Source organism: Streptomyces sp. NPDC002181 (genome assembly GCF_042890485.1).
Classification (GTDB): domain Bacteria; phylum Actinomycetota; class Actinomycetes; order Streptomycetales; family Streptomycetaceae; genus Streptomyces.
In genome coordinates, this window is sequence record NZ_JBIASC010000001.1 from 155299 (window position 1) to 175848 (window position 20550).

The following is a 20550-nucleotide window of genomic DNA, read 5'->3' on the forward strand; positions in this document are numbered from 1 at the left end:
TGGCGCCTCCGTCCGGCCTTTCGGCCCGCTCCGGCGGCGCAGAAAGAACATTACCGGATGCCTGACCGTGCTCCAAAACGGGTATCGGAGGCCAGCAGCTCCGGGAGCAGGGCGAGACCGGCGATCCGGTGCACTCCCGCGGGGCCCGGACCCCGCGCGCCGTCCCGGTCGAGCCAGACCGCGGTCAGCCCGGCGTCGCGTGCCCCGCGCGCGTCGATCTCCGGCTGGTCCCCCACGTACGCGACCTCGCCCGGCGGCAGCCCGAGGGCCTCGCAGGCGGCGAGGAAGGCGGCGGCCTCCGGCTTGCTGACGCCCAGTTCCGCGGCGCAGAGCAGCACCTCAAAGCGCTCGCGCAGCCCGAGGTGGCGCAGTTTGGGGTCCTGGTTGACCGTGGAGGAGTTGGAGAGCACCCCGTGCCGGTATTCGGCCGCGAGGGCGTCCAGTACGGGCACGACGTCGGGGAACAGCGTCCAGGCGGCCTTGTAGTGCACCACGTACCGGTCGAACCAGCCGTCGGCCTCGGCGGCGCTCATCCCGGGCTCCCCGAGGAAGTCCCGTACGCGGTCGCGGCGCTGTTCCTGGAAGTCCACCTCCCCGGCGGCGAAGCGGTCCCAGTGGCGGGTGGTGGTCTCCCGCCACAGCGCGAGCGCCTCCGCGGGGGACCCGTACCGCTCCGCGATGCCCTCCTCGGCGAGCCGGCGCGCGAGGCCGGCGGTGTCCGCCCCGGTGTAGTCGAACAGGGTGTCGTCGATGTCCCACAGCACGGCGCGGATCGGCATGCCTCCGACGCTACGACATCGCGGGGCGCCGTCGAGGGGGTTTGCGGATGCCGGCTGCCCGGACGCGGACGGCCGCGCGGACGTCCGCAGGCCCCCGGACAACGCCCAGGGGGCGGCGGCCGGGGTTTCCCGGCCGCCGCCCCCTGAGAGGACGTACGGGTGGTGCCTACGCGGCGAGCTTCGCCAGGGCCGCGTCGATGCGGGACAGCGAGCGCTCCTTGCCCAGGATCTGGAGGGACTCGAAGAGCGGCAGGCCGACCGTGCGGCCGGTGACGGCCACGCGGACCGGGGCCTGGGCCTTGCCCAGCTTGAGGCCGTGGGCCTCGCCGGCGGTCAGGACGGCCTGCTTGAGGGACTCGGGGTCGTTCCAGTCGGCCGTGTCCAGGTGGGCGCGGGCGCTGGTCAGCAGGGCCGCGGGCTCGCCCTTCATCGCCTTGTCCCAGGACTGCTGATCCTCGACCGGCTCCTTCAGGAACAGGAAGTCGACATTGGCGGTGATGTCCGAGAGAACGGTCACACGGGTCTGGGCGTACGGCGCGATGGCCGCCCAGGCCTCGGCGTCGAAGTCCTCGGGCGCCCAGTTGGCGTGCGGGGCCCGCAGCCAGGGGGCGCAGGCGTCCGCGAAGGCCTTCGGGTCGAGGAGGCGGATGTGGTCGCCGTTGATCGACTCGGCCTTCTTGAGGTCGAAGCGCGCCGGGTTGGCGTTCACGCCGTCGATGTCGAACTTCGCGACCATCTCCTCGATCGAGAAGACGTCCTGGTCCTTGGAGAAGGACCAGCCGAGGAGCGAGAGGTAGTTCAGCAGGCCCTCGGGGAGGAAGCCGCGCTCGCGGTACAGGTTGAGCGAGCTCTCCGGGTCGCGCTTGGAGAGCTTCTTGTTGCCCTCGCCCATCACGTACGGCAGGTGGCCGAACTGCGGGACGCCGGTGGCGACGCCGATCTCCATCAGCGCCTTGTACAGCGCGATCTGGCGCGGGGTGGAGGAGAGCAGGTCCTCGCCGCGGAGCACGTGCGTGATCTGCATCAGCGCGTCGTCGACCGGGTTGACGAGCGTGTACAGCGGCGCGCCGTTGGCCCGCAGGATGCCGAAGTCCGGCACGTTCTCCGGGGTGAAGGTCAGCTCGCCGCGGACCAGGTCGGTGAAGGTGATCGGCTCGTCGGGCATCCGGAAGCGCACGATCGAGGGGCGGTGCTCGCCCTGGTACGCCTCCAGCTGCACCTGCGTGAGCTCGCGGCAGTGGCCGTCGTAGCCGGAGGGCTTGCCCGCGGCCCGGGCGGCGGCGCGGCGCGCGTCGAGCTCCTCGGTGGTGCAGTAGCAGTCGTACGCGTACCCGCCGTCACGCAGGCGCTGGGCCACGTCCGCGTAGATGTCCATGCGCTCGGACTGGCGGTACGGGGCGTGGGGGCCGCCGACCTCGGGGCCCTCGTCCCAGGTGAAGCCGAGCCAGCGCAGCGAGTCGAGCAGCTGCTCGTACGACTCCTCCGAGTCGCGCGCCGCGTCGGTGTCCTCGATGCGGAAGACGAACGTACCGCCGTGGTGCCGGGCGAACGCCCAGTTGAAGAGGGCGGTCCGGACCAGGCCCACGTGGGGGTTGCCGGTCGGGGAGGGACAGAAACGGACGCGGTAGTTCGCGTTAGCCACGCTTGATCACCTTGTTGGTGAGAGTGCCGATGCCTTCGATGGTGACGGCGACCTCGTCGCCGACGTTGAGGGGGCCGACTCCGGCCGGGGTCCCCGTGAGGATGACGTCGCCGGGGAGGAGCGTCATGGCCTCGGTGATGTGGACGATCAGGTCCTCGATGGAGCGGACCATGTCGCTGGTGCGGCCGAGCTGGCGCTGTTCGCCGTTGACGGTGCACTGGATGGTCAGGTCGGTCGGGTCGAGGTCGGTCTCGATCCAGGGGCCGAGGGGGCAGGAGCTGTCGAAGCCCTTGGCCCGGGCCCACTGCTTCTCGCGCTGCTGGACGTCGCGCGCGGTGACGTCGTTCGCGCAGGTGTAGCCGAGGATCACGTCCTTGACGCGCTCCTTCGGGACCTCGCGGCACATGCGGCCGATGACCACGGCGAGCTCCGCCTCGTGGTGGAGGTCCTGGGAGAAGGAGGGGTACGCGATCGGGTCGCCCGGGCCGACCACCGAGGTGGAGGGCTTGAAGAAGGTGATCGGCGCGTCCGGACGGCCTTGGTCGTCGACGATGGCGTGACCGAGCTCCGCCGCGTGCTCCGCGTAGTTGCGGCCGATGGCCACGACCTTGTTCGGGAGCACGGGCGGCAGCAGCCGGACCTTGCTCAGCGGGACCTTCGTGCCCGAGAGCTCGAAGTCCGCGAACGGGATGCCCTTGATGATGTCGAGGACGAGCTCACCCTCGGCGCCGGGGGCGGTGTCGCCCTCGACCGCGCCGAACGCGACATTGCCGTCGATGGAGAACCTGGCGATGCGCACGTGTTGCGTCTGCCCCTCTGTATTTCCGCTGGCTGGAGTCTGCGTGTCCAGGCTAACGCGGCGGGCGGCGGCGCCTCGCGCTCCTTTTGCCGAGCGGGTTACTGCGCCGCGGCGACCGGCGCGTCCATCAGGATCGTGCGGCGCGGGTTCGCGGTCTGGGCGGGCAGCTCGACGGCGTGGTCCGGAGCCTCGATCGCCTGCAGCTCTTCGGCGTCCTTGAGGTGCGCGAGGGTGGTGCGGCGGGGGTTGGCTATGTTGCGGAACATCATCGTCGTCTTCACGGTGTTTCGGGCCCTCGGCTCGGTTGTCGGGTGGCGGGTTGTCGGATCCTTCAACCCTGTAAAGGGCAAGGCTAAACATCCGATTCCCCGGCCCAACCGGGAAGTAATGGCCACGGCTATGTGAGTTTGCTCACCCATGACCCGACAATCTGGGCATAACCGGCAGTCAATTTCAGGGGGCAAAAGGGATATTGCGCCACTGAATCAGCCATTCCGCTCCTGATCATCTCGACTGGGACACCTTGCCAGCCGCCGCGTTTGGTCGGCGTAAGTCCGGTTCATCCCGAAAGGCGGACCACATCGCGTAACGCCGCAATCGCATTCCGTCACCGAAACTCCAGGCCGACACGCGCACCTTGTTGGAGATCCGCCACTGTGCTGGAATTCGCGGGACCGCCGCGGGAAACAGCCGGCGCGCAGGTGGCGCGAGACAGCGCCGCGCGCGGCGGCAAGGAGAGGGAGACGCGCCGGTCACCGACGACCACCATGGGGCGGGAACGCCCCACGACTCGACACCGTCCCACCGGTCGCCCGGCGGGACGCCTGGTCCAGAGGTTGCGACGCTAGTGCAGGGACGATTCAAGAGGGATGGCAGCGCTGCGGCGGAGCAGGAGCCGCGCGGCGGGACCGACCGTGGCTCCTCGCCCCAGCACGCCCAGAACCGCGGGCCGGCTGTCGAAGGCGCAGGCCCCGACTCCTCCACCACGGTGAACGCGGTGAAGGGGAAGGCTCGCCTCAAGCCCCGGGGCAAGACGAAGAGCGAAGAGCCGGCCGACAAGGACGTCGCGATACCGAAGGCCCCCGGCGGGCCCGGTTCACGATTCGCCATGCAGAACTGGCGCATCAGCACGCGACTCGTGTCGCTGCTGACCCTGCCGGTCGTCGCCGCCACCACGCTCGGTGGCTTCCGCATCAACGACTCGCTCAACGACATCGACCAGCTGGAGCACATGCAGCTGCTCACGACGATGACCCGGCAGGCCACCAACCTGGCCGCCATGCTCCAGGAGGAGCGGGACAAGTCGGCCGGTCCGCTGTCGGCCGACAAGTCGGGCAAGCCCAACAGCCTCGTCGTGGGCGTACGCGACCAGACCGACGCCGCCGCGAAGGCCTTCGAGGCCGCGACCGACAAGGTCGACAGCGCGGAGGACAAGGACGAGACCCTCAAGTCGATCCGCAACAACATCCTGCAGATCGGCCGCCAGCTCACCGGCATCGAGGAAATCCGCAAGAAGGCCTACCAGAACGGCGCCCAGCAGACCGTCACCGAGTACAACGCGCTGATCGTCTCGCTCCTGTCGCTCTCCCAGGACATGGCTCAGGCCACCTCCAACCCGGAGATGATCAAGCGCACGCGCGCCCTGGCGGCCTTCTCCTCCGCCAAGGAATACGCCTCGATCCAGCGCGCCGTCATCGCCGCCTCGCTCCCCGACAGCGGCCAGACCGGGACCACGCTCACCGAGAACGACCGCCTGTACGCCCTCTCCGCGCTCCGCGGCGAGAGCCAGTCCAAGAAGACCTTCGAACTCGTCTACCAGGGCAAGCCCGAGGAGCTCCTCGCCGCGCTCGGCGACGGCAACGCGGAGATCGGCAAGGCCGACCACTACGCCCGCCGCGTCCTGTCGACCCAGGGGCAGTTCGCCAAGGAGACGCAGTACCGGTCCTGGCTCGACTGGTACGACGCGGACGACAACAAGGTCCAGGCCATGAAGGTCATCGAGCTGACCCTGCTTGAGGACATGGAGCAGAAGGCCCGCGAGCTCAAGAACGAGTCGCAGCAGGACGCCATCATCAACGGTGCCCTGATCCTCCTCGTCCTCGGTGTCTCGCTCGTCGGCGCCTTCGTCATGGCGCGGTCCATGATCCGCTCGCTGCGCCGCCTGCAGGACACGGCCACGCGCGTCGCCCAGGACCGCCTGCCCGAGCTCGTCAAGCAGCTCTCCGAGTCGGACCCGCAGGACGTGGACACCTCCGTGGAGTCCGTCGGCCTGCACACCCGCGACGAGATCGGCCAGGTGGCCGCGGCCTTCGACGACGTGCACCGCGAGGCGGTCCGCCTCGCCGCCGAGCAGGCCCTCCTGCGGGGCAACGTCAACGCGATGTTCACCAACCTCTCGCGCCGTTCGCAGGGCCTCATCCAGCGCCAGCTCTCGCTCATCTCCGAGCTGGAGTCGCGCGAGGCCGACCCGGACCAGCTGTCCTCGCTCTTCAAACTCGACCACCTCGCGACCCGCATGCGCCGTAACGGCGAAAACCTCCTCGTCCTCGCGGGCGAGGAGCCGGGCCGCCGGTGGACCCGCCCCGTCCCGCTCGTCGACGTGCTCCGCGCCGCGGCGTCCGAGGTGGAGCAGTACGAGCGCATCGAACTCGCGTCGGTGCCCGGCACCGACGTCGCCGGCCGCGTCGTCAACGACCTCGTGCACCTCCTCGCCGAGCTGCTGGAGAACGCCACCTCGTTCTCCTCCCCGCAGACCAAGGTCAAGGTCACCGGTCACGCGCTGCCCGACGGGCGCGTGCTCGTCGAGATCCACGACACCGGCATCGGCCTCTCCCCCGAGGACCTCGCCGCGATCAACGAGCGGCTCGCGTCGCCGCCGACCGTGGACGTCTCCGTCTCCCGACGCATGGGCCTGTTCGTGGTCGGCCGCCTGTCCCTGCGACACGGCATCCGCATCCAGCTGCGCCCCTCCGACTCGGGCGGTACGACGGCCCTCGTCATGCTGCCGGTGGACGTCGCCCAGGGCGGCAAGAAGCCGGGTCCGATGCCGGGCCAGGGCGGTCCCGGCGCTCCGGGCTCCGGCGCCCCGCAGGGCATGCCGGGCGCTTCCGCGCAGGGTTCGGTGCCGGGCGGCGGTGCACGCCAGCCCGTCGGCGCCGGCCAGCAGCGCGGCCAGGTCTCCGGCGGCGGCCAGCGTGCCGCGCTGCCGGGCCGCGACGGCTCGGCAGGTCCGCAGGGCCCGCAGGCCGGTCCCGGTGGGCGTCCGCAGCAGGGCGGCCCGGGCGCGCGTGCGCAGGGCGGCCCGGGGATGACCGGCATGCCGGGCGCCCCGGCCTCGCAGGGCCAGGGCGGCTTCGCCGACGGCGCCTTCGGCGGCGGTGCACCGCTGCCGGGCCGCGGTCCGGCCGGCGGTCCCGGTTCCCGTCCGATGCCCGCGCCCACGGCCTCCGGCCAGGGCGGCTTCCCGCAGGGCAACGGCTTCGAGCGCCCGCAGAACCCGCAGGGCCCCCTGAACCCGCAGGGCCCCCAGAACCCGCAGCAGCAGCCCGCCCCGACGGGCCCGGTCCCCTCGGTGCAGGCACCCGCCGCCCCGGCTCCGCGCGGCTCCCGGCCGCAGCTGCCGCCGCGCGGTGGCGCCCCGCGTCCGGAGCTTCCGGGCACGGGCGGCGGTCCCGCCGGGATCCCGCAGACCACCAGCTGGGGCGCCGACCAGGCGCGCCACGGCGGCCACGAGGTCCCGCGCGGCCACGACGAGCTCTCGGGCCCCGGTTCGACGGCCGAGTTCGCCCGTCCGGACTTCGGCGCCCCGCGCCCGCCGGCCGGCAACAGCACCACCGGCCAGTTCGAGCGCCCCGACGTACGGGCCCCGCTGCCCCCGGCCGGCCAGAACATGTCCACCACCGGGCAGTTCGAGCGCCCGGAGCCGCGCGGTGGCGTGGACCCCTCCACCACGGGCCAGTTCGCCCGTCCGGACTTCCAGGCCCCGCGGCCCGGCGGTCCCGGTGTCGGCGGACTCGCCCCCCAGCAGCCGCAGGCTCCGCAGTTGCCGCAGGCCCACCAGCCGGAGGCGCTGCCGCCGGCCCCGAGCTCCGGCAACGAGCGCAGCCCGATCTTCGACACGCTGGAGTCGAACTGGTTCCACCAGGAGGGCCCGCAGGCCCCCGGTCAGGCGCCGGTTCCCCAGCAGCCGCAGCAGACCGCCCCGGCTCCGGCTCCGCAGCAGCGCTTGCAGCAGCCGCTGCCGCAGCGCGGCCAGGAGCCCGCGGCGGAGCCCGCCCAGGCCGCGACCGGCAGCTCGCCGACCGTCAGCTGGCGGTCCTCGCCCAACGACGAGCTGATGCGGCAGGCCGAGCGCGTGCGCCAGCCCGCCGCCGGCGGCATCACCACCTCGGGGCTGCCCCGCCGGGTACCGCGGGCGAACCTCGTGGCCGGCACCGCGCAGCAGCAGTCCGACGCACAGTCGGGCCCGCAGGTCTCGCGAGCGCCGGACGACGTCCGCGGCCGTCTGACCAACCTCCGACGGGGTATTCAGCAGGGCCGTCAGGCCGGCAACAACGGCCCGGCGACCGGCAGTTACCACATCGACCCCACTTACCAGCAGGAGCGTTAGTTGAGTTCGATGAGCCAGGCGGCACAGAACCTGAACTGGTTGATCACCAACTTCGTGGACAACACCCCCGGGGTGTCCCACACGGTGGTGGTCTCCGCCGACGGCCTCCTTCTGGCGATGTCCGAGGGCTTCCCCCGGGACCGCGCCGATCAGCTGGCGGCCGTGGCCTCCGGTCTGACGTCGCTGACCGCAGGAGCCTCCCGCATCTTCGAGGGTGGCGCCGTCAACCAGACCGTCGTCGAGATGGACCGGGGATTCCTCTTCCTCATGTCCGTCTCGGACGGATCCTCCCTGGCCGTGCTCGCACACCCCGAGTGCGACATCGGCCTCGTCGGCTACGAGATGGCCCTCCTCGTGGACCGCGCCGGCAGCGTCCTCACCCCGGACCTGCGCGCGGAGCTGCAGGGAAGCCTGCTCATCTGACGCCACATCCCCCGGCCGGACGGTACTTCCGGCCGGGGGACCGGGGGCCCGCCCCGGAACCCAGTACCACCGCCAGGCCGTCATACCTTCCCCCCACCGGCCGCCCCGTCAGACGGCACGCTGACCACTGCTGTCCAGCCCGGAGGATCAATGACCCCGCCCCCCGCCTATTCCGATTCGTACGGTGATTCGTACTCGGAAGGCGACCAGCCGCTCGTTCGCCCGTACGCGATGACCGGCGGCCGGACCCGGCCCCGCTACCAGCTCGCCATAGAGGCGCTGGTCAGCACCACGGCCGATCCGATGCACCTGTCCGGCCTGCTCCCCGAGCACCAGCGCATCTGCACGCTGTGCCGCGAGGTCAAGTCGGTCGCGGAGGTCTCCGCACTGCTGTCGATGCCGCTCGGTGTCGCCCGGATCCTCGTCGCCGACCTGGCCGAGGCCGGAATGGTGGCCATCCACCAGCCGGGCAATGGAGAGGCCGGCGGCACGCCGGATGTAACGCTGCTCGAAAGGGTGCTCAGTGGACTTCGCAAGCTCTAATGGCGGAACCGCCCGCTCCACCACCTCCGCGAAGATCGTGGTGGCGGGCGGGTTCGGCGTGGGCAAGACCACGTTCGTCGGGGCCGTCTCGGAGATCAATCCGCTGCGCACCGAAGCCGTGATGACCTCCGCGTCCGCCGGCATCGACGATCTGACCCACACCGGGGACAAGACGACCACCACGGTCGCGATGGACTTCGGCCGCATCACCCTGGACCAGGACCTCATCCTGTACCTGTTCGGCACCCCCGGACAGGACCGCTTCTGGTTCATGTGGGACGACCTCGTCCGCGGCGCCATCGGTGCCATCGTGCTCGTCGACACCCGCCGGCTCGCCGACTGCTTCCCCGCGGTCGACTACTTCGAGAACAGCGGGCTGCCCTTCGTCGTGGCCCTCAACGGCTTCGAGGGACACCAGCCCTACACCCCCGAAGAGGTGCGCGAGGCCCTGCAGATCGGACCGGACGCCCCGATCATCACCACCGACGCCCGCCACCGGGCGGACGCCAAGAGCGCGCTCATCACGCTCGTCGAGCACGCCCTCATGGCCCGACTCAAGTAACACGACCCGGGCGACGGCGCTCAAGGGGCACCACTCAAGTACCACGGGTTCTTCACAACGTAGAGAGGGCGGGCTGTGTCATAGGACACGGCCCGCCCTCTCGGTTCATAACGTTTCGACAGTGAATTAGCGCCACTTGGACACAGCGCGCGGTCGGGCGGTGCCGCTGCGCTCACAACCGGCTCCATTTTTGCCGCAGCTCGCTCTTTATGTCCGATTTATGCGTGACATAAGGCTCGGGGAATGGCTGATTCCAACTGTTTGGAACACGACCGTCGAGCGTGCTGGAATTCAACTAACTAGCTAGTAGCACCGCCGGAAGGTTGTTGGTCGAGTGAGGCGAAGCAACTCAAGCCCCGCGGATGAACCCGCGCGCGGCAACTTCACCCCGCCGCAGCGTGCGGGTACGTCGCCCGTCGACGTACCCGTCGACCCGCCGGCGAAGAGCGGCAGCACCAGCAGGTTCTCCCCCCGCAACTGGCGTGTGCCGACCAAGCTGAACGCGATCCTGCTCGTCCCCGTCCTCGTCGGACTGGTGATGGGCGGCTTCCAGGTCAAGGGATCCGTCGACCGCTGGAACGAGGCCAAGGACGCCGAGAAGACGGCCCGCATCGTCCAGGCGGCGGCCGAATACGGCCAGGCCCTCCTCAACGAGCGCGACCTCACGGCCGAACCGCTCCTCAAGGGCGACCGGAACAACCAGGCCGTCACCAAGGCGTACGCCGCCACCGACGCGGCCAAGGAGAAGTTCGCCCAGGCCTCGAAGGACCTCCCCTCCAACTCGGGGCTGGAGCGCCGCCTGGAGCTCTTCCACCAGGAGGAGCCCAAGCTGGCCGCCGTCCGCCAGTCGGCGTACGCCGCGCAGGAGACGGCGAAGAAGAACCCGCCGAGCGCGAACGGCCCGATCCCGACCGAAGAGGGGTACGTGCTGGTCCAGCACTACCTCATGACGTTCTCCAACGAACTCGGTCTGGGCACCGGCAACGTCACCAGCTACGGCCGCATGGTCTACGCGGTCGAGCTGGCCAAGGCCGCGAACTCGCTCCAGCGCTCGGTCGGCACGCACCTCCTGGTGCGCCCGAACGAGAACGAGGACATCCGCAAGGCCCAGCTCGTCGCCTTCTCCTCGTACGCCTACCTCGAAGACATCGCGATCGGCGAGTACGTCGCGGCCGGCACCGAGGATGACGTCAAGCGCCTCCAGGACGTCATGGGCAAGAAGTCCCAGGAGGGCGCCGAGAAGCTCGCGCTGGCCAAGCGGGCGGCCGAACAGGCCGGCACCCCCTTCAAGGCTCCGCCGATCGTCAACAACTCCGCCCTCACCGGCATGACCGAGGCGATAGCCAGCGGCGAGAGCAAGAACAAGGTCATCGCGGGCGGCACCACGCCCCAGGCCTGGCAGGCCGGCGCCACCGCCAAGTTCGAGGGCTACGCCGAGATCGAGAAGGAGCTCCTCGGCAAGGCCGTGACCGACTCGGTCGCCGTCTCCGACGAGGCCCGCAACGACGCCATCTGGACCGGCGCCATCGTGGTCGTGGCCCTGCTCGCCGCCTTCATCCTGGCCGCCATGATGGCCCGCCAGATGAGCAACTCGATGCGCCGGCTGCGCACCGCCGCCTTCGACGTCGCCGAGCAGCGCCTGCCGATGCTCGTCGACCAGCTCTCGCGCACCGACCCGGGCAAGGTCGACACCCGTGTCGCGCCGATCCCGATCAACTCCCAGGACGAGATCGGCGAGGTCGCCCGCGCCTTCGACCAGGTCCACCGGGAAGCGGTCCGGCTCGCCGCCGAGCAGGCGCTCCTGCGAGGGAACGTCAACGCGATCTTCACCAACCTCTCCATACGCAACCAGTCGCTGATCGAGGGCCAGCTGACCCTCATCACCGACCTGGAGAACAACGAGGCCGACCCGGACCAGCTGGAGAACCTCTTCCGCCTGGACCACCTGGCCACCCGTATGCGTCGCAACGGCGAGAACCTCCTCATCCTCGCGGGTGAGGAACCGGGCCGCCGCTGGGACCAGCCGGTCCCCCTCGTCGACGTCCTGCGCGCCGCCTCCTCCGAGGTGGAGCAGTACGAGCGCATCGAGCTCTCGGGCGTCTCCGAGGCCGAGATCCACGGCCAGGCCGTGACCGACCTCGTGCACCTGCTCGCCGAGCTCCTGGAGAACGCCACGACGTTCTCCTCCCCGCAGACCAAGGTCCGCGTCAACGCCACGCGCCTGCCCGACGGCCGCGTGATGGTGGAGATCCACGACAAGGGCATCGGCCTCACCGCCGAGGACTTCGCGGACATCAACCACAAGCTGGCGAACCCGCCGACCGTGGACGCCGCGATCTCCCAGCGCATGGGTCTGTTCGTGGTCGGCCGGCTGGCGGACCGCCACAGCATCCGGGTCCAGCTGCGCCCCTCGGGCGAGGCCGCCGGCACCACGTCGCTGGTCATGCTCCCGGACGCGATCACCCATGGTGGTGGTGGCGAGGGGATCCCGGACGACGACTTCACGGTCTCCTCGATGATCCCGCAGCAGCAGATCCAGCAGGCCGTCCCGATGCGCACGGCCGCCGAGCTGGGCTTCGACGACTCCCGCTACGAGGCGGGCGGCGCCGGCCAGCAGGGCGGCGAGGGCAACGGGCTGAACCCGGTCGGCCGCTCCCTGGCCCAGCAGGAGCGCCGGGCCGCGCTCGAAGCCCAGGTGGGCTACGGGCAGGAGCAGCAGGGCGAGTTCGCCGAGCAGGAGTATGCGGAACCCCAGCCCGAGCACGGGTACCAGCCGTACCAGGAGTACGAGCAGCAGCCCGAACAGGGTTACGAAAGCTCGTACGACTCCCGGCAGGCCCCGGCCGCCCAGCAGGGCTACGAGACGTACCCGCAGCAGGACTATGGTTATCCGGAAGCCGGATACCAGGATGGCCGGCAGGGCGCCCCGGCGTACGACACCGGCTACGCATCCCAGTCCCCCCAGGCGGAGTGGCCCGAACAGAACAGCTATTCCGGCGGCTACCAGCAGGGCTACGGGACCGAATCGGAACCCCAGTCCGCTCCCGAACCCGCCCCGGACCGCGTAGGCTTCGACCGTCCGGGCGCCGCTGCCGACACCGGCCACCAAGTGACCGGAGCGGGCCTGCCGCGCCGCGGCAGCCAGCAGCAGTGGCAGCCGGCACAGAAGGAAGCGGAGTCCACCGGATCCCTCTTCGAACAGCGGCCGCAGCGACAGCAGCGGCCCGCTGGGACGGAGCAGGCCCCGGAGGGTGCGGACGGCGGCGAAGACTGGCGCTCGAACAACGACGAGCGCTGGCAGCAGGCCGCCAAACTCCGTGAGCCGAAGGCGGGCGGGGTCACCCCGTCCGGTCTCCCTCGGCGCGTGCCCAAGGCCAACCTGGTCGAGGGCGCGGCGGAGACGACCCCGCAGGGCGGCCCCCAGGTCTCCCGCGCACCGGAGGACGTCCGCGGCAGGTTGAGCAACCTGCGGCGCGGTGTCCAGCAGGGACGCAACGCGGGTTCTGAGCAGTCAAGTAACAGCTATGACCAGGAGCGTTAGTGTGAGCCCGATGAGCCAGGCGGCACAGAACCTGAACTGGTTGATCACCAACTTCGTGGACAACACCCCCGGGGTGTCCCACACGGTGGTGGTCTCCGCCGACGGCCTTCTTCTGGCGATGTCCGACGGATTCCCGCGCGACCGCGCCGATCAGCTGGCGGCCGTGGCCTCCGGTCTGACGTCGCTGACCGCAGGAGCCTCCCGCATCTTCGAGGGTGGCGCCGTCAACCAGACCGTCGTCGAGATGGACCGCGGGTTCCTTTTCCTCATGTCCGTTTCCGATGGATCGTCCCTCGCGGTGCTCGCGCACCCCGAGTGCGACATCGGCCTCGTGGGCTATGAGATGGCCCTCCTCGTGGACCGAGCAGGCAGTGTCCTCACCCCGGAACTGCGTTCGGAGCTGCAGGGAAGTCTTCTCAACTAGCAAACAGGCAGTGCGTTTCGCGTCATCGCACCATAGGGTGCGGTGGCGCGGTTCCACAGGGAGTACTGCGTTCTTGGAGTCGGAGGAGGAGACGTGACAACACCCGGAGGACATCCTTATGGCGGCGCGCAGCAGCCGCAGGGTGGGCAGCACGACCAGAACCGCTTCAACTTCCCCTCCGCTCCCAGCCGGCAGGTTCCGGAGCACAATCCCTACCAGCAGCAGCCGTACGGCCAGCCCCAGCAGGCCCAGCCGCCCCACAGGCCCTCGCAGCAGCCCCTCCGGGCTCCGCAGCAGCAGGCCCCCAAGGCACACAACCCGCTGGTGCGTCCGTACGCGATGACCGGCGGCCGTACCCGGCCGCGCTACCAGCTCGCCATCGAGGCGCTGGTCAGTACCACGGCGGATCCGGCGCGCCTGCAAGGGCAGTTGCCCGAGCACCAGCGCATCTGCCGCCTGTGCCAGGAGATCAAATCCGTCGCGGAGATCTCGGCACTTCTCTCCATTCCTCTTGGTGTCGCCCGCATCCTCGTCGCCGACCTGGCGGAGGCGGGCCTTGTCGCCATTCACCAGCCCGGCGGCGACGAGTCTGCCGGCGGCCAGCCAGATGTGACACTGCTCGAAAGGGTGCTCAGTGGACTTCGCAAGCTCTAACGGCGGAGCGGCTCGCTCCACCACCTCCGCGAAGATCGTGGTGGCGGGCGGCTTCGGCGTGGGCAAGACCACGTTCGTCGGCGCGGTCTCCGAGATCAACCCGCTGCGCACCGAAGCCGTGATGACGTCCGCGTCGGCCGGCATCGACGATCTGACCCACACCGGGGACAAGACGACCACCACGGTCGCGATGGACTTCGGCCGCATCACCCTGGACCAGGACCTGATCCTGTACCTCTTCGGTACGCCGGGCCAGGACCGCTTCTGGTTCATGTGGGACGACCTCGTCCGCGGCGCCATCGGCGCCGTCGTGCTCGTGGACACGCGGCGCCTGGCGGACTGCTTCCCGGCCGTGGACTACTTCGAGAACAGCGGCCTGCCGTTCGTCATCGCCCTCAACGGCTTCGACGGCCACCAGCCGTACACGCCGGAGGAGGTCCGCGAGGCCCTGCAGATCGGCCCGGACGCCCCGATCATCACCACCGACGCCCGCCACCGCGCGGACGCCAAGAGCGCGCTCATCACCCTGGTCGAGCACGCCCTCATGGCCCGCCTGCGGTAGGCACCGCGGCAAGCATGCGAAAGGCCCCCGCACTCCGAGGAGTGCGGGGGCCTTTCGGCGTCCCGGGAAGTTCCGGTGGGACCGGCCTCGCGGGCTAGCCCTGCCAGCTGTGCGGGGCGCGGAAGCCGGGGGTGCGCTCCAGGCGGCGCCAGCGGGCCTGGGAGCCGATGCGGTGCACCGTGGGGCCCTCGGGGGCGGACGCGGCGCGCGCGAGCAGGATCGCGGTGATCGCGGCCAGCTCCTCGGGGGCTGCGTTGCCCTTTTCGACGCGCAGCAGGGTGTCGGCGGTCTTGGTCATGGGTGGCAGGTCTCCTTCGCTCTACTGCGGCGGGTTGCCGTGCTTGCGGGACGGCAGGTCGGCGTGCTTGCTGCGGAGCATCGCCAGTGCGCTGATCAGGGTTTCGCGGGTCTCCGCCGGGTCGATGACGTCGTCCACGAGACCGCGCTCGGCCGCGTAGTACGGGTGCATCAGCTCGGCCTTGTACTCCTTGACCATGCGCGCGCGCATGGCCTCGGGGTCCTCGGCCTCCGCGATCTGCTTGCGGAAGATGACGTTGGCGGCGCCTTCGGCGCCCATGACCGCGATCTCGTTCGTCGGCCAGGCGTACGTGATGTCCGCGCCGATGGACTGCGAGTCCATGACGATGTACGCGCCGCCGTAGGCCTTGCGCAGGATCAGCGAGATCCGCGGGACGGTGGCGTTGCAGTACGCGTACAGCAGCTTGGCGCCGTGGCGGATGATGCCGCCGTGCTCCTGGTCGACGCCCGGCAGGAAGCCGGGCACGTCCAGCAGCGTGATGATCGGGATGTTGAAGGCGTCGCACATCTGGACGAAGCGCGCGGCCTTCTCGGAGGCCTCGATGTCGAGGACGCCGGCGAGGTGGGCGGGCTGGTTGGCGACGATGCCGACGACCTGGCCGTCGAGCCGGGCCAGGGCGCAGATGATGTTGCGGGCCCAGCGCTCGTGGATCTCCAGGAAGTCGCCTTCGTCGACGAGCTCCTCGATCACCTTGTGCATGTCGTACGGGCGGTTGCCGTCCGCGGGGACCAGGTCGAGCAGGACGTCCGAGCGCCGGTCGGCGGCGTCGGAGGTCTCGTGGACCGGCGGGTTCTCGCGGTTGTTGGAGGGCAGCATCGAGATGAGGTAGCGCACCTCGGAGATGCAGGTCTCCTCGTCGTCGTACGCGAAGTGCGCGACGCCGGAGGTCTCGGCGTGCACGTCGGCGCCGCCGAGGCCGTTCTGGGAGATCTCCTCACCGGTGACGGCGCGGACGACGTCGGGGCCGGTGATGAACATCTGCGAGGTCTCGCGGACCATGAACACGAAGTCCGTCAGCGCCGGGGAGTACGCGGCGCCGCCGGCGCACGGACCCAGCATGACCGAGATCTGCGGGATGACGCCCGAGGCCCTGGTGTTGCGCTGGAAGATGCCGCCGTAGCCGGCGAGCGCGGAGACGCCCTCCTGGATACGGGCGCCGGCACCGTCGTTCAGCGAGACCAGCGGGGCGCCGGCCGCGATGGCCATGTCCATGATCTTGTGGATCTTCGTGGCGTGGGCCTCGCCCAGGGCGCCGCCGAAGATGCGGAAGTCGTGTGCGTAGACGAAGACCGTGCGGCCCTCGACCGTGCCCCAGCCGGTGATGACACCGTCGGTGTAGGGCTTCTTGCTTTCGAGGCCGAAGCCGCTCGCACGGTGGCGGCGCAGCTGTTCGACCTCCTTGAAGGAACCCTCGTCGAGCAGCAGCGCGATGCGCTCTCGCGCGGTCAGCTTGCCCTTGGCGTGCTGCGCCTCGGTCGCCCGGTCACTGGGTCCACGCCGCGCCTGCTCGCGCAGGGAGTGCAGCTCGGCCACGCGCCCGCGGGCGTCCGTCGGCTCGCTCGGAGTCTGGTCCACAACGGTCATGTATCGACCTTACGAAGCGGTCGAAGAAAAACCTCCGTTGATTTCACACAGTCTCGGAAGTGTTCCGCTGTCCGGCCCGGACAGAACCGCCATGTGATGAGCGGACACCACCAGGCGGGACCCCTCTCCTTTGTGGAGGTTCGACAAAACGGCGACACACCGCCCCAGGATGTTGAAATTTGAACGGAATAGGTCTAGCGTCGTTCTCGTTGAAAGTTCAACCAACACGGGGCGCACCTGCCCCTCCAGCACCAGGGAGCACATCATGGGTCTCTTCAACCGCCGCAGCCAGGACGCCACCGCCACCGTCGCCACCCTCGACGTGGACCCGGCCCTCGCGGCCCTCACCGGTGAGTACGTCATCGACGCCGCCCACAGCAGCATCGGCTTCACCGTCCGCCACGCCATGGTGACCAACGTCCGCGGTGCCTTCACCGACTACTCGGGCGCCCTGCAGCTCGACGGCAGCGACCCGGCCCGCTCCGCCGCCTCCATCGAGGTGAAGATCGCCTCCGTGGACACCGGCATCGCCGACCGCGACGGCCACCTGCGCAGCGGCGACTTCTTCGACGCCGAGGCCTTCCCGCTGATGACGTTCCGCTCCACCGAGGCGGCCCAGCTCGGCGGCGACGCGTACCGCATCACCGGCGCGCTGACCATCAAGGACGTCACCCGCCCGCTCTCCATCGACCTGGAGTTCAACGGCTCGGCCACCGACGTCTACGGCAACGAGCGCGTCGGCTTCGAGGGCACCGCCGAGATCCTGCGCTCCGACTGGGGCCTGACCTGGAACGCCGCCCTGGAGGCCGGCGGTGTCATGGTCAGCGACAAGGTCAAGCTGACCTTCGACATCTCGGCCATCAAGCAGGCCTGAACCGCCTGACGCCGCCGGGTCCCGGGGGCGGCACCGAGGGGCACAGCCCCTAGAAGCCGCCCCCACCGTCGAACCCGCCGCCGCCGTCGAACCCACCGCCGCCGCCGAAGTCCCCTCCCCCGAAGTCGGAGGAGTTGAAGTCGGCGCCGGAGAAGTCCCCGCCGTCGAAACCGCCACCCATGTCGGAGGCGTAGGCGGGACTCGACATCATCGAGCCGAGCATCGTGCCCACGAGCAGACCGGGCAGGATGCCGCCGCCGAAGTACCCACCGGCCCACGGGCCGTACGCCGGGCCCGCGTCGTAGTACGGACGCGGGCCGTACTCCGTGTCGACCGTACGGACCATCGGGTCCTTGCCGTCACGCAGCCGGACGGCGTCCGCCGCGCACACGGGGACCGTACGCGCCGCCCCGCCGGCCGGAGACCACGCGGCATCCTCCGTGCTCGGCCCGTGCCGCGGGTCGAAGAAGCAGGGCGAGCGGCGCTCGGGCAGGGGCTCCCCCCGACGGCGCGCGTCCAGGCTGGCCAGCGCGAACCGGCCGTCCTCCAGGGCCTGGGTGACCCCCTTGACCTCTTCGGGGTGCTGGACCGAGGCCATGATGTCCTTGGCCTTCTCGTACGAATCGAGGCCCTTTTCGTAGTCCCCGCGCATGGCGTCGTCCGCGCCGGGCTCCCCGGGGTGGAAGTCCAGCCGGTCGAGCTCCTCGCCGAAGGCCGTGATGTCCTCGTCGACGACCACGCGCAGCTTCTCGATCGCCTCGCGCCGCGCCTCTTCCTTCTTCTTGCGGTTCCGGCGCACCAGCGCGTACGCACCGCCGCCGCCGATCACGGCCACCGCGCCGAGCGCGACCAGACCGCCGACCGGAGTTTCGGAGCCGGCGCCCGTGTCGCCCCAGGAGGCCGGTGCCCGGCCCTTGACCTGCGTCAGCGCCTGGTCGACGAAGTTGTTGATCTCCGTGGCCGCGTCCACGGGACCGCCGGCCTTCACCGCGTCCGTCAGGTTGCGGACGGCGTTCGGGGGCATGACCGCCCGGTCGGCGCCCGCGTTGAAGCCGTCGCCGAGCCGGATCGCGTACAGCCCGGTGATGCCGGTCTCGGCCCGGACCGTTCGCAGCACGCTGTCGGCGGGGAACTCGGAGCCGGCGGGCAGCACGGCGACGAACACCGGCTTGCCGGCATCCTTGATCTTCTTCGCGAGCGCGTCCGCCTGGGCCTTCGGCAGCTGCGCCTCGGCCCGGGGGTCCACGTACACCGGGCCCTCCTTGAGGGCCTCGGCCACGGCGGCGGGTCCGGTGGCCGCCGCCGCCTGCGGGGCGGCCACCAGCGCGGTCGCGGACAGGGCCAGCAGCAGAGCGGCCAGCAGCCGACCGGGACGTACGGATATCAGCCTGGTCCTCATGCTCCAGACGCTACCGGAACCGCCCCTTTTCTGTGTGAGCTGGACATAAACCCCACCGCTTCGGCCACGAGGGCGCGGGCGGCGGGACTCGCCCGCTATTCGGCCGGCTCGACGCCCGCGTGGAGCAGGCCGTACGTGAAGGCGTCCTCCAGGGCCTGCCAGGACGCGGCGATCACGTTGGGGGCCACGCCCACCGTGGACCACTCGCGCGTGCCGTCCGTCGTGGCGATCAGGACGCGCGTCGTGGACTCCGTGCCGTGCTTGCCCTCAAGGATGCGGACCTTGTAGTCCACCAGCTCGAACTTGGCCAGCTGGGGGTAGAAGCGCTCCAGGGCCACCCGCAGCGCCCGGTCCAGCGCGTTGACGGGGCCGTTGCCCTCCGCCGTGGCGACGATCCGCTCGCCCTTGGCCCACAGCTTGACCGTGGCCTCGTTGGCGTGGGTGCCGTCGGGGCGGTCCTCGACGATGGCCCGCCAGGACTCCGTGCGGAAGTACTTGCGGGCACGGCCCTCGACCTCGGCCCGCAGCAGCAGCTCGAAGGAGGCGTCGGCGGCCTCGTACGTGTAGCCCGACAGCTCCCGCTCCTTGACCCGCTCGACGACCCGGGAGACCAGCGCGCGGTCCCCGCCGAGGTCGACGCCGAGTTCCTTGCCCTTGAGCTCGATCGAGGCGCGGCCGGCCATGTCGGAGACCAGCATCCGCATGGTGTTGCCGACGCGCTCGGGGTCGATGTGCTGGTAGAGGTCCGGGTCGACCTTGATGGCCGAGGCGTGCAGGCCCGCCTTGTGCGCGAAGGCCGAGACGCCGACGTACGGCTGGTGCGTGGAGGGCGTCAGGTTGACGACCTCGGCGATGGCGTGCGAGATGCGGGTCATCTCGGCGAGCGCGCCCTCGGGGAGGACCCGGCGGCCGTACTTGATCTCCAGCGCGGCGACGACCGGGAAGAGGTTGGCGTTGCCGACGCGCTCGCCGTAGCCGTTCGCCGTGCACTGGACGTGCGTGGCGCCCGCGTCGACGGCGGCCAGGGTGTTGGCGACGGCGCAGCCGGTGTCGTCCTGGGCGTGGATGCCCAGCCGGGCTCCGGTGTCGGCGAGGACGGTCGCCACGACCGCGGTCACCTGGGCGGGGAGCATGCCGCCGTTGGTGTCGCAGAGGATGACCACGTCGGCGCCGGCCTCGTGGGCGGTGCGCACGACCGACTTCGCGTACTCGGCGTTGGCCCGGTACCCGTCGAAGAAGTGCTCGCAGTCGACGAAGACGCGGCGGCCCTGGGCGACGAGGTGGGAGACGGTGTCGCGGACCATCTCCAGGTTCTCGTCGAGCGTGGTGCGCAGGGCGAGCTCGACGTGCCGGTCGTGGGACTTGGCGACGAGGGCGATCACCGGGGCGCCCGATTCCAGCAGGGCCCGTACCTGGGGGTCCTCGGCGGCCGAGCCGCCCGCCCGCCGGGTGGCGCCGAAGGCGACCAGCTTGGCGTGCTTGAAGTCGATCTCGGCGCGGGCCCGGGCGAAGAACTCGGTGTCCCGGGGGTTGGCGCCGGGCCAGCCGCCCTCGATGAAGCCCACCCCGAAGTCGTCCAGGTGCCGTGCGATCGCCAGCTTGTCGGCGACGGTGAGGTTGATGCCCTCACGCTGGGCGCCGTCGCGCAGGGTGGTGTCGAAGACGTGGAAGCTGTCTGCGTCGTCGGCGGGGTGCTGAGCCGCCGGCCCTGTCGCCTCTGTCGTCGTCATGCTGAGTGACTCCTGTCGGATGAGTGGTTCCGGACTGCCCGCCCGAGAGCGGGCTGCCGCCACTGCCCCCAATCATCGCGCGCGGCCCGCTTCCGGCAGGAGTGGA

Annotated in this window: 17 protein-coding genes; 9 read left to right on the plus strand and 8 right to left on the minus strand. The window is 70.5% G+C overall.

What is annotated here, in order from left to right; all coding sequences use genetic code 11:
• Window positions 1-50: 50 nt before the first annotated feature.
• From ACFYXV_RS00720 to ACFYXV_RS00735, 4 genes are all read right to left on the minus strand, one after another.
• Window positions 51-779 (minus strand): HAD family hydrolase, encoded by a 729-nt coding sequence (locus ACFYXV_RS00720; protein WP_385472870.1) that lies wholly within the window; start codon window positions 777-779, stop codon window positions 51-53.
• Window positions 780-945: 166 nt separating this feature from the next.
• Window positions 946-2421 (minus strand): glutamate--tRNA ligase, encoded by a 1476-nt coding sequence (gltX, locus tag ACFYXV_RS00725; RefSeq protein ID WP_385472873.1) that lies wholly within the window; start codon window positions 2419-2421, stop codon window positions 946-948.
• Window positions 2414-3220, minus strand: a complete 807-nt coding sequence (locus tag ACFYXV_RS00730; RefSeq protein ID WP_389381710.1) for a fumarylacetoacetate hydrolase family protein — start codon at window positions 3218-3220, stop codon at window positions 2414-2416. Before ACFYXV_RS00730 ends, gltX begins: the two co-directional genes overlap by 8 nt.
• A 98-nt stretch (window positions 3221-3318) precedes the next feature.
• On the minus strand, window positions 3319-3501 hold the full coding sequence (locus tag ACFYXV_RS00735) for a hypothetical protein (RefSeq protein ID WP_383343187.1): 183 nt from the start codon (window positions 3499-3501) through the stop codon (window positions 3319-3321).
• Window positions 3502-4067: 566 nt separating this feature from the next.
• Between ACFYXV_RS00735 and ACFYXV_RS00740 the strand changes: the two genes are divergently transcribed.
• From ACFYXV_RS00740 to ACFYXV_RS00775, 8 genes are all read left to right on the plus strand, one after another.
• Entirely contained in the window at window positions 4068-7829 is a 3762-nt protein-coding gene (locus tag ACFYXV_RS00740) for a nitrate- and nitrite sensing domain-containing protein (RefSeq protein ID WP_385472879.1), read from the plus strand.
• Window positions 7830-7838: 9 nt separating this feature from the next.
• Entirely contained in the window at window positions 7839-8252 is a 414-nt protein-coding gene (locus tag ACFYXV_RS00745) for a roadblock/LC7 domain-containing protein (RefSeq protein WP_008739864.1), read from the plus strand.
• Between the two features lie 150 nt (window positions 8253-8402).
• Complete coding sequence (locus tag ACFYXV_RS00750; protein WP_030859942.1) at window positions 8403-8795, plus strand: DUF742 domain-containing protein; 393 nt, start codon at window positions 8403-8405, stop codon at window positions 8793-8795.
• Window positions 8776-9357: an ATP/GTP-binding protein gene (locus ACFYXV_RS00755; protein WP_048475966.1), complete on the plus strand. Its 582-nt coding sequence runs from the start codon at window positions 8776-8778 to the stop codon at window positions 9355-9357. Before ACFYXV_RS00750 ends, ACFYXV_RS00755 begins: the two co-directional genes overlap by 20 nt.
• A 334-nt stretch (window positions 9358-9691) precedes the next feature.
• Window positions 9692-12898 (plus strand): nitrate- and nitrite sensing domain-containing protein, encoded by a 3207-nt coding sequence (locus tag ACFYXV_RS00760; RefSeq protein WP_389381711.1) that lies wholly within the window; start codon window positions 9692-9694, stop codon window positions 12896-12898.
• Window positions 12899-12908: 10 nt separating this feature from the next.
• Entirely contained in the window at window positions 12909-13322 is a 414-nt protein-coding gene (locus ACFYXV_RS00765) for a roadblock/LC7 domain-containing protein (RefSeq protein WP_008739857.1), read from the plus strand.
• A 93-nt stretch (window positions 13323-13415) separates the two neighbouring features.
• Window positions 13416-13976, plus strand: coding sequence for a DUF742 domain-containing protein (locus tag ACFYXV_RS00770; RefSeq protein WP_048475968.1), 561 nt, complete (start codon window positions 13416-13418; stop codon window positions 13974-13976).
• A complete protein-coding gene (locus tag ACFYXV_RS00775; protein ID WP_037792108.1) occupies window positions 13957-14538 on the plus strand; it encodes an ATP/GTP-binding protein in 582 nt (193 codons plus the stop codon). Before ACFYXV_RS00770 ends, ACFYXV_RS00775 begins: the two co-directional genes overlap by 20 nt.
• Before the next feature lie 94 nt (window positions 14539-14632).
• Here the strand turns inward: ACFYXV_RS00775 and ACFYXV_RS00780 are convergent, their stop codons facing one another.
• A complete protein-coding gene (locus ACFYXV_RS00780; protein ID WP_383343176.1) occupies window positions 14633-14836 on the minus strand; it encodes an acyl-CoA carboxylase subunit epsilon in 204 nt (67 codons plus the stop codon).
• Between the two features lie 21 nt (window positions 14837-14857).
• A complete protein-coding gene (locus tag ACFYXV_RS00785; RefSeq protein ID WP_099889307.1) occupies window positions 14858-16441 on the minus strand; it encodes an acyl-CoA carboxylase subunit beta in 1584 nt (527 codons plus the stop codon).
• Window positions 16442-16706: 265 nt separating this feature from the next.
• Here ACFYXV_RS00785 and ACFYXV_RS00790 point away from each other — a divergent pair, with 265 nt between their 5' ends.
• Window positions 16707-17315 (plus strand): YceI family protein, encoded by a 609-nt coding sequence (locus ACFYXV_RS00790; RefSeq protein WP_389381712.1) that lies wholly within the window; start codon window positions 16707-16709, stop codon window positions 17313-17315.
• Window positions 17316-17364: 49 nt separating this feature from the next.
• On the opposite strand, the gene ACFYXV_RS00795 is transcribed toward ACFYXV_RS00790, so the two are convergent.
• Both ACFYXV_RS00795 and cimA read right to left on the minus strand, forming a co-directional pair.
• Window positions 17365-18714: a hypothetical protein gene (locus tag ACFYXV_RS00795; protein ID WP_389381713.1), complete on the minus strand. Its 1350-nt coding sequence runs from the start codon at window positions 18712-18714 to the stop codon at window positions 17365-17367.
• Window positions 18715-18809: 95 nt separating this feature from the next.
• Window positions 18810-20444 carry a citramalate synthase gene (gene cimA / locus ACFYXV_RS00800; protein ID WP_389381714.1) on the minus strand — a complete coding sequence of 545 codons (1635 nt, stop codon included), beginning with the start codon at window positions 20442-20444 and terminating at the stop codon, window positions 18810-18812.
• Window positions 20445-20550: the final 106 nt, after the last annotated feature.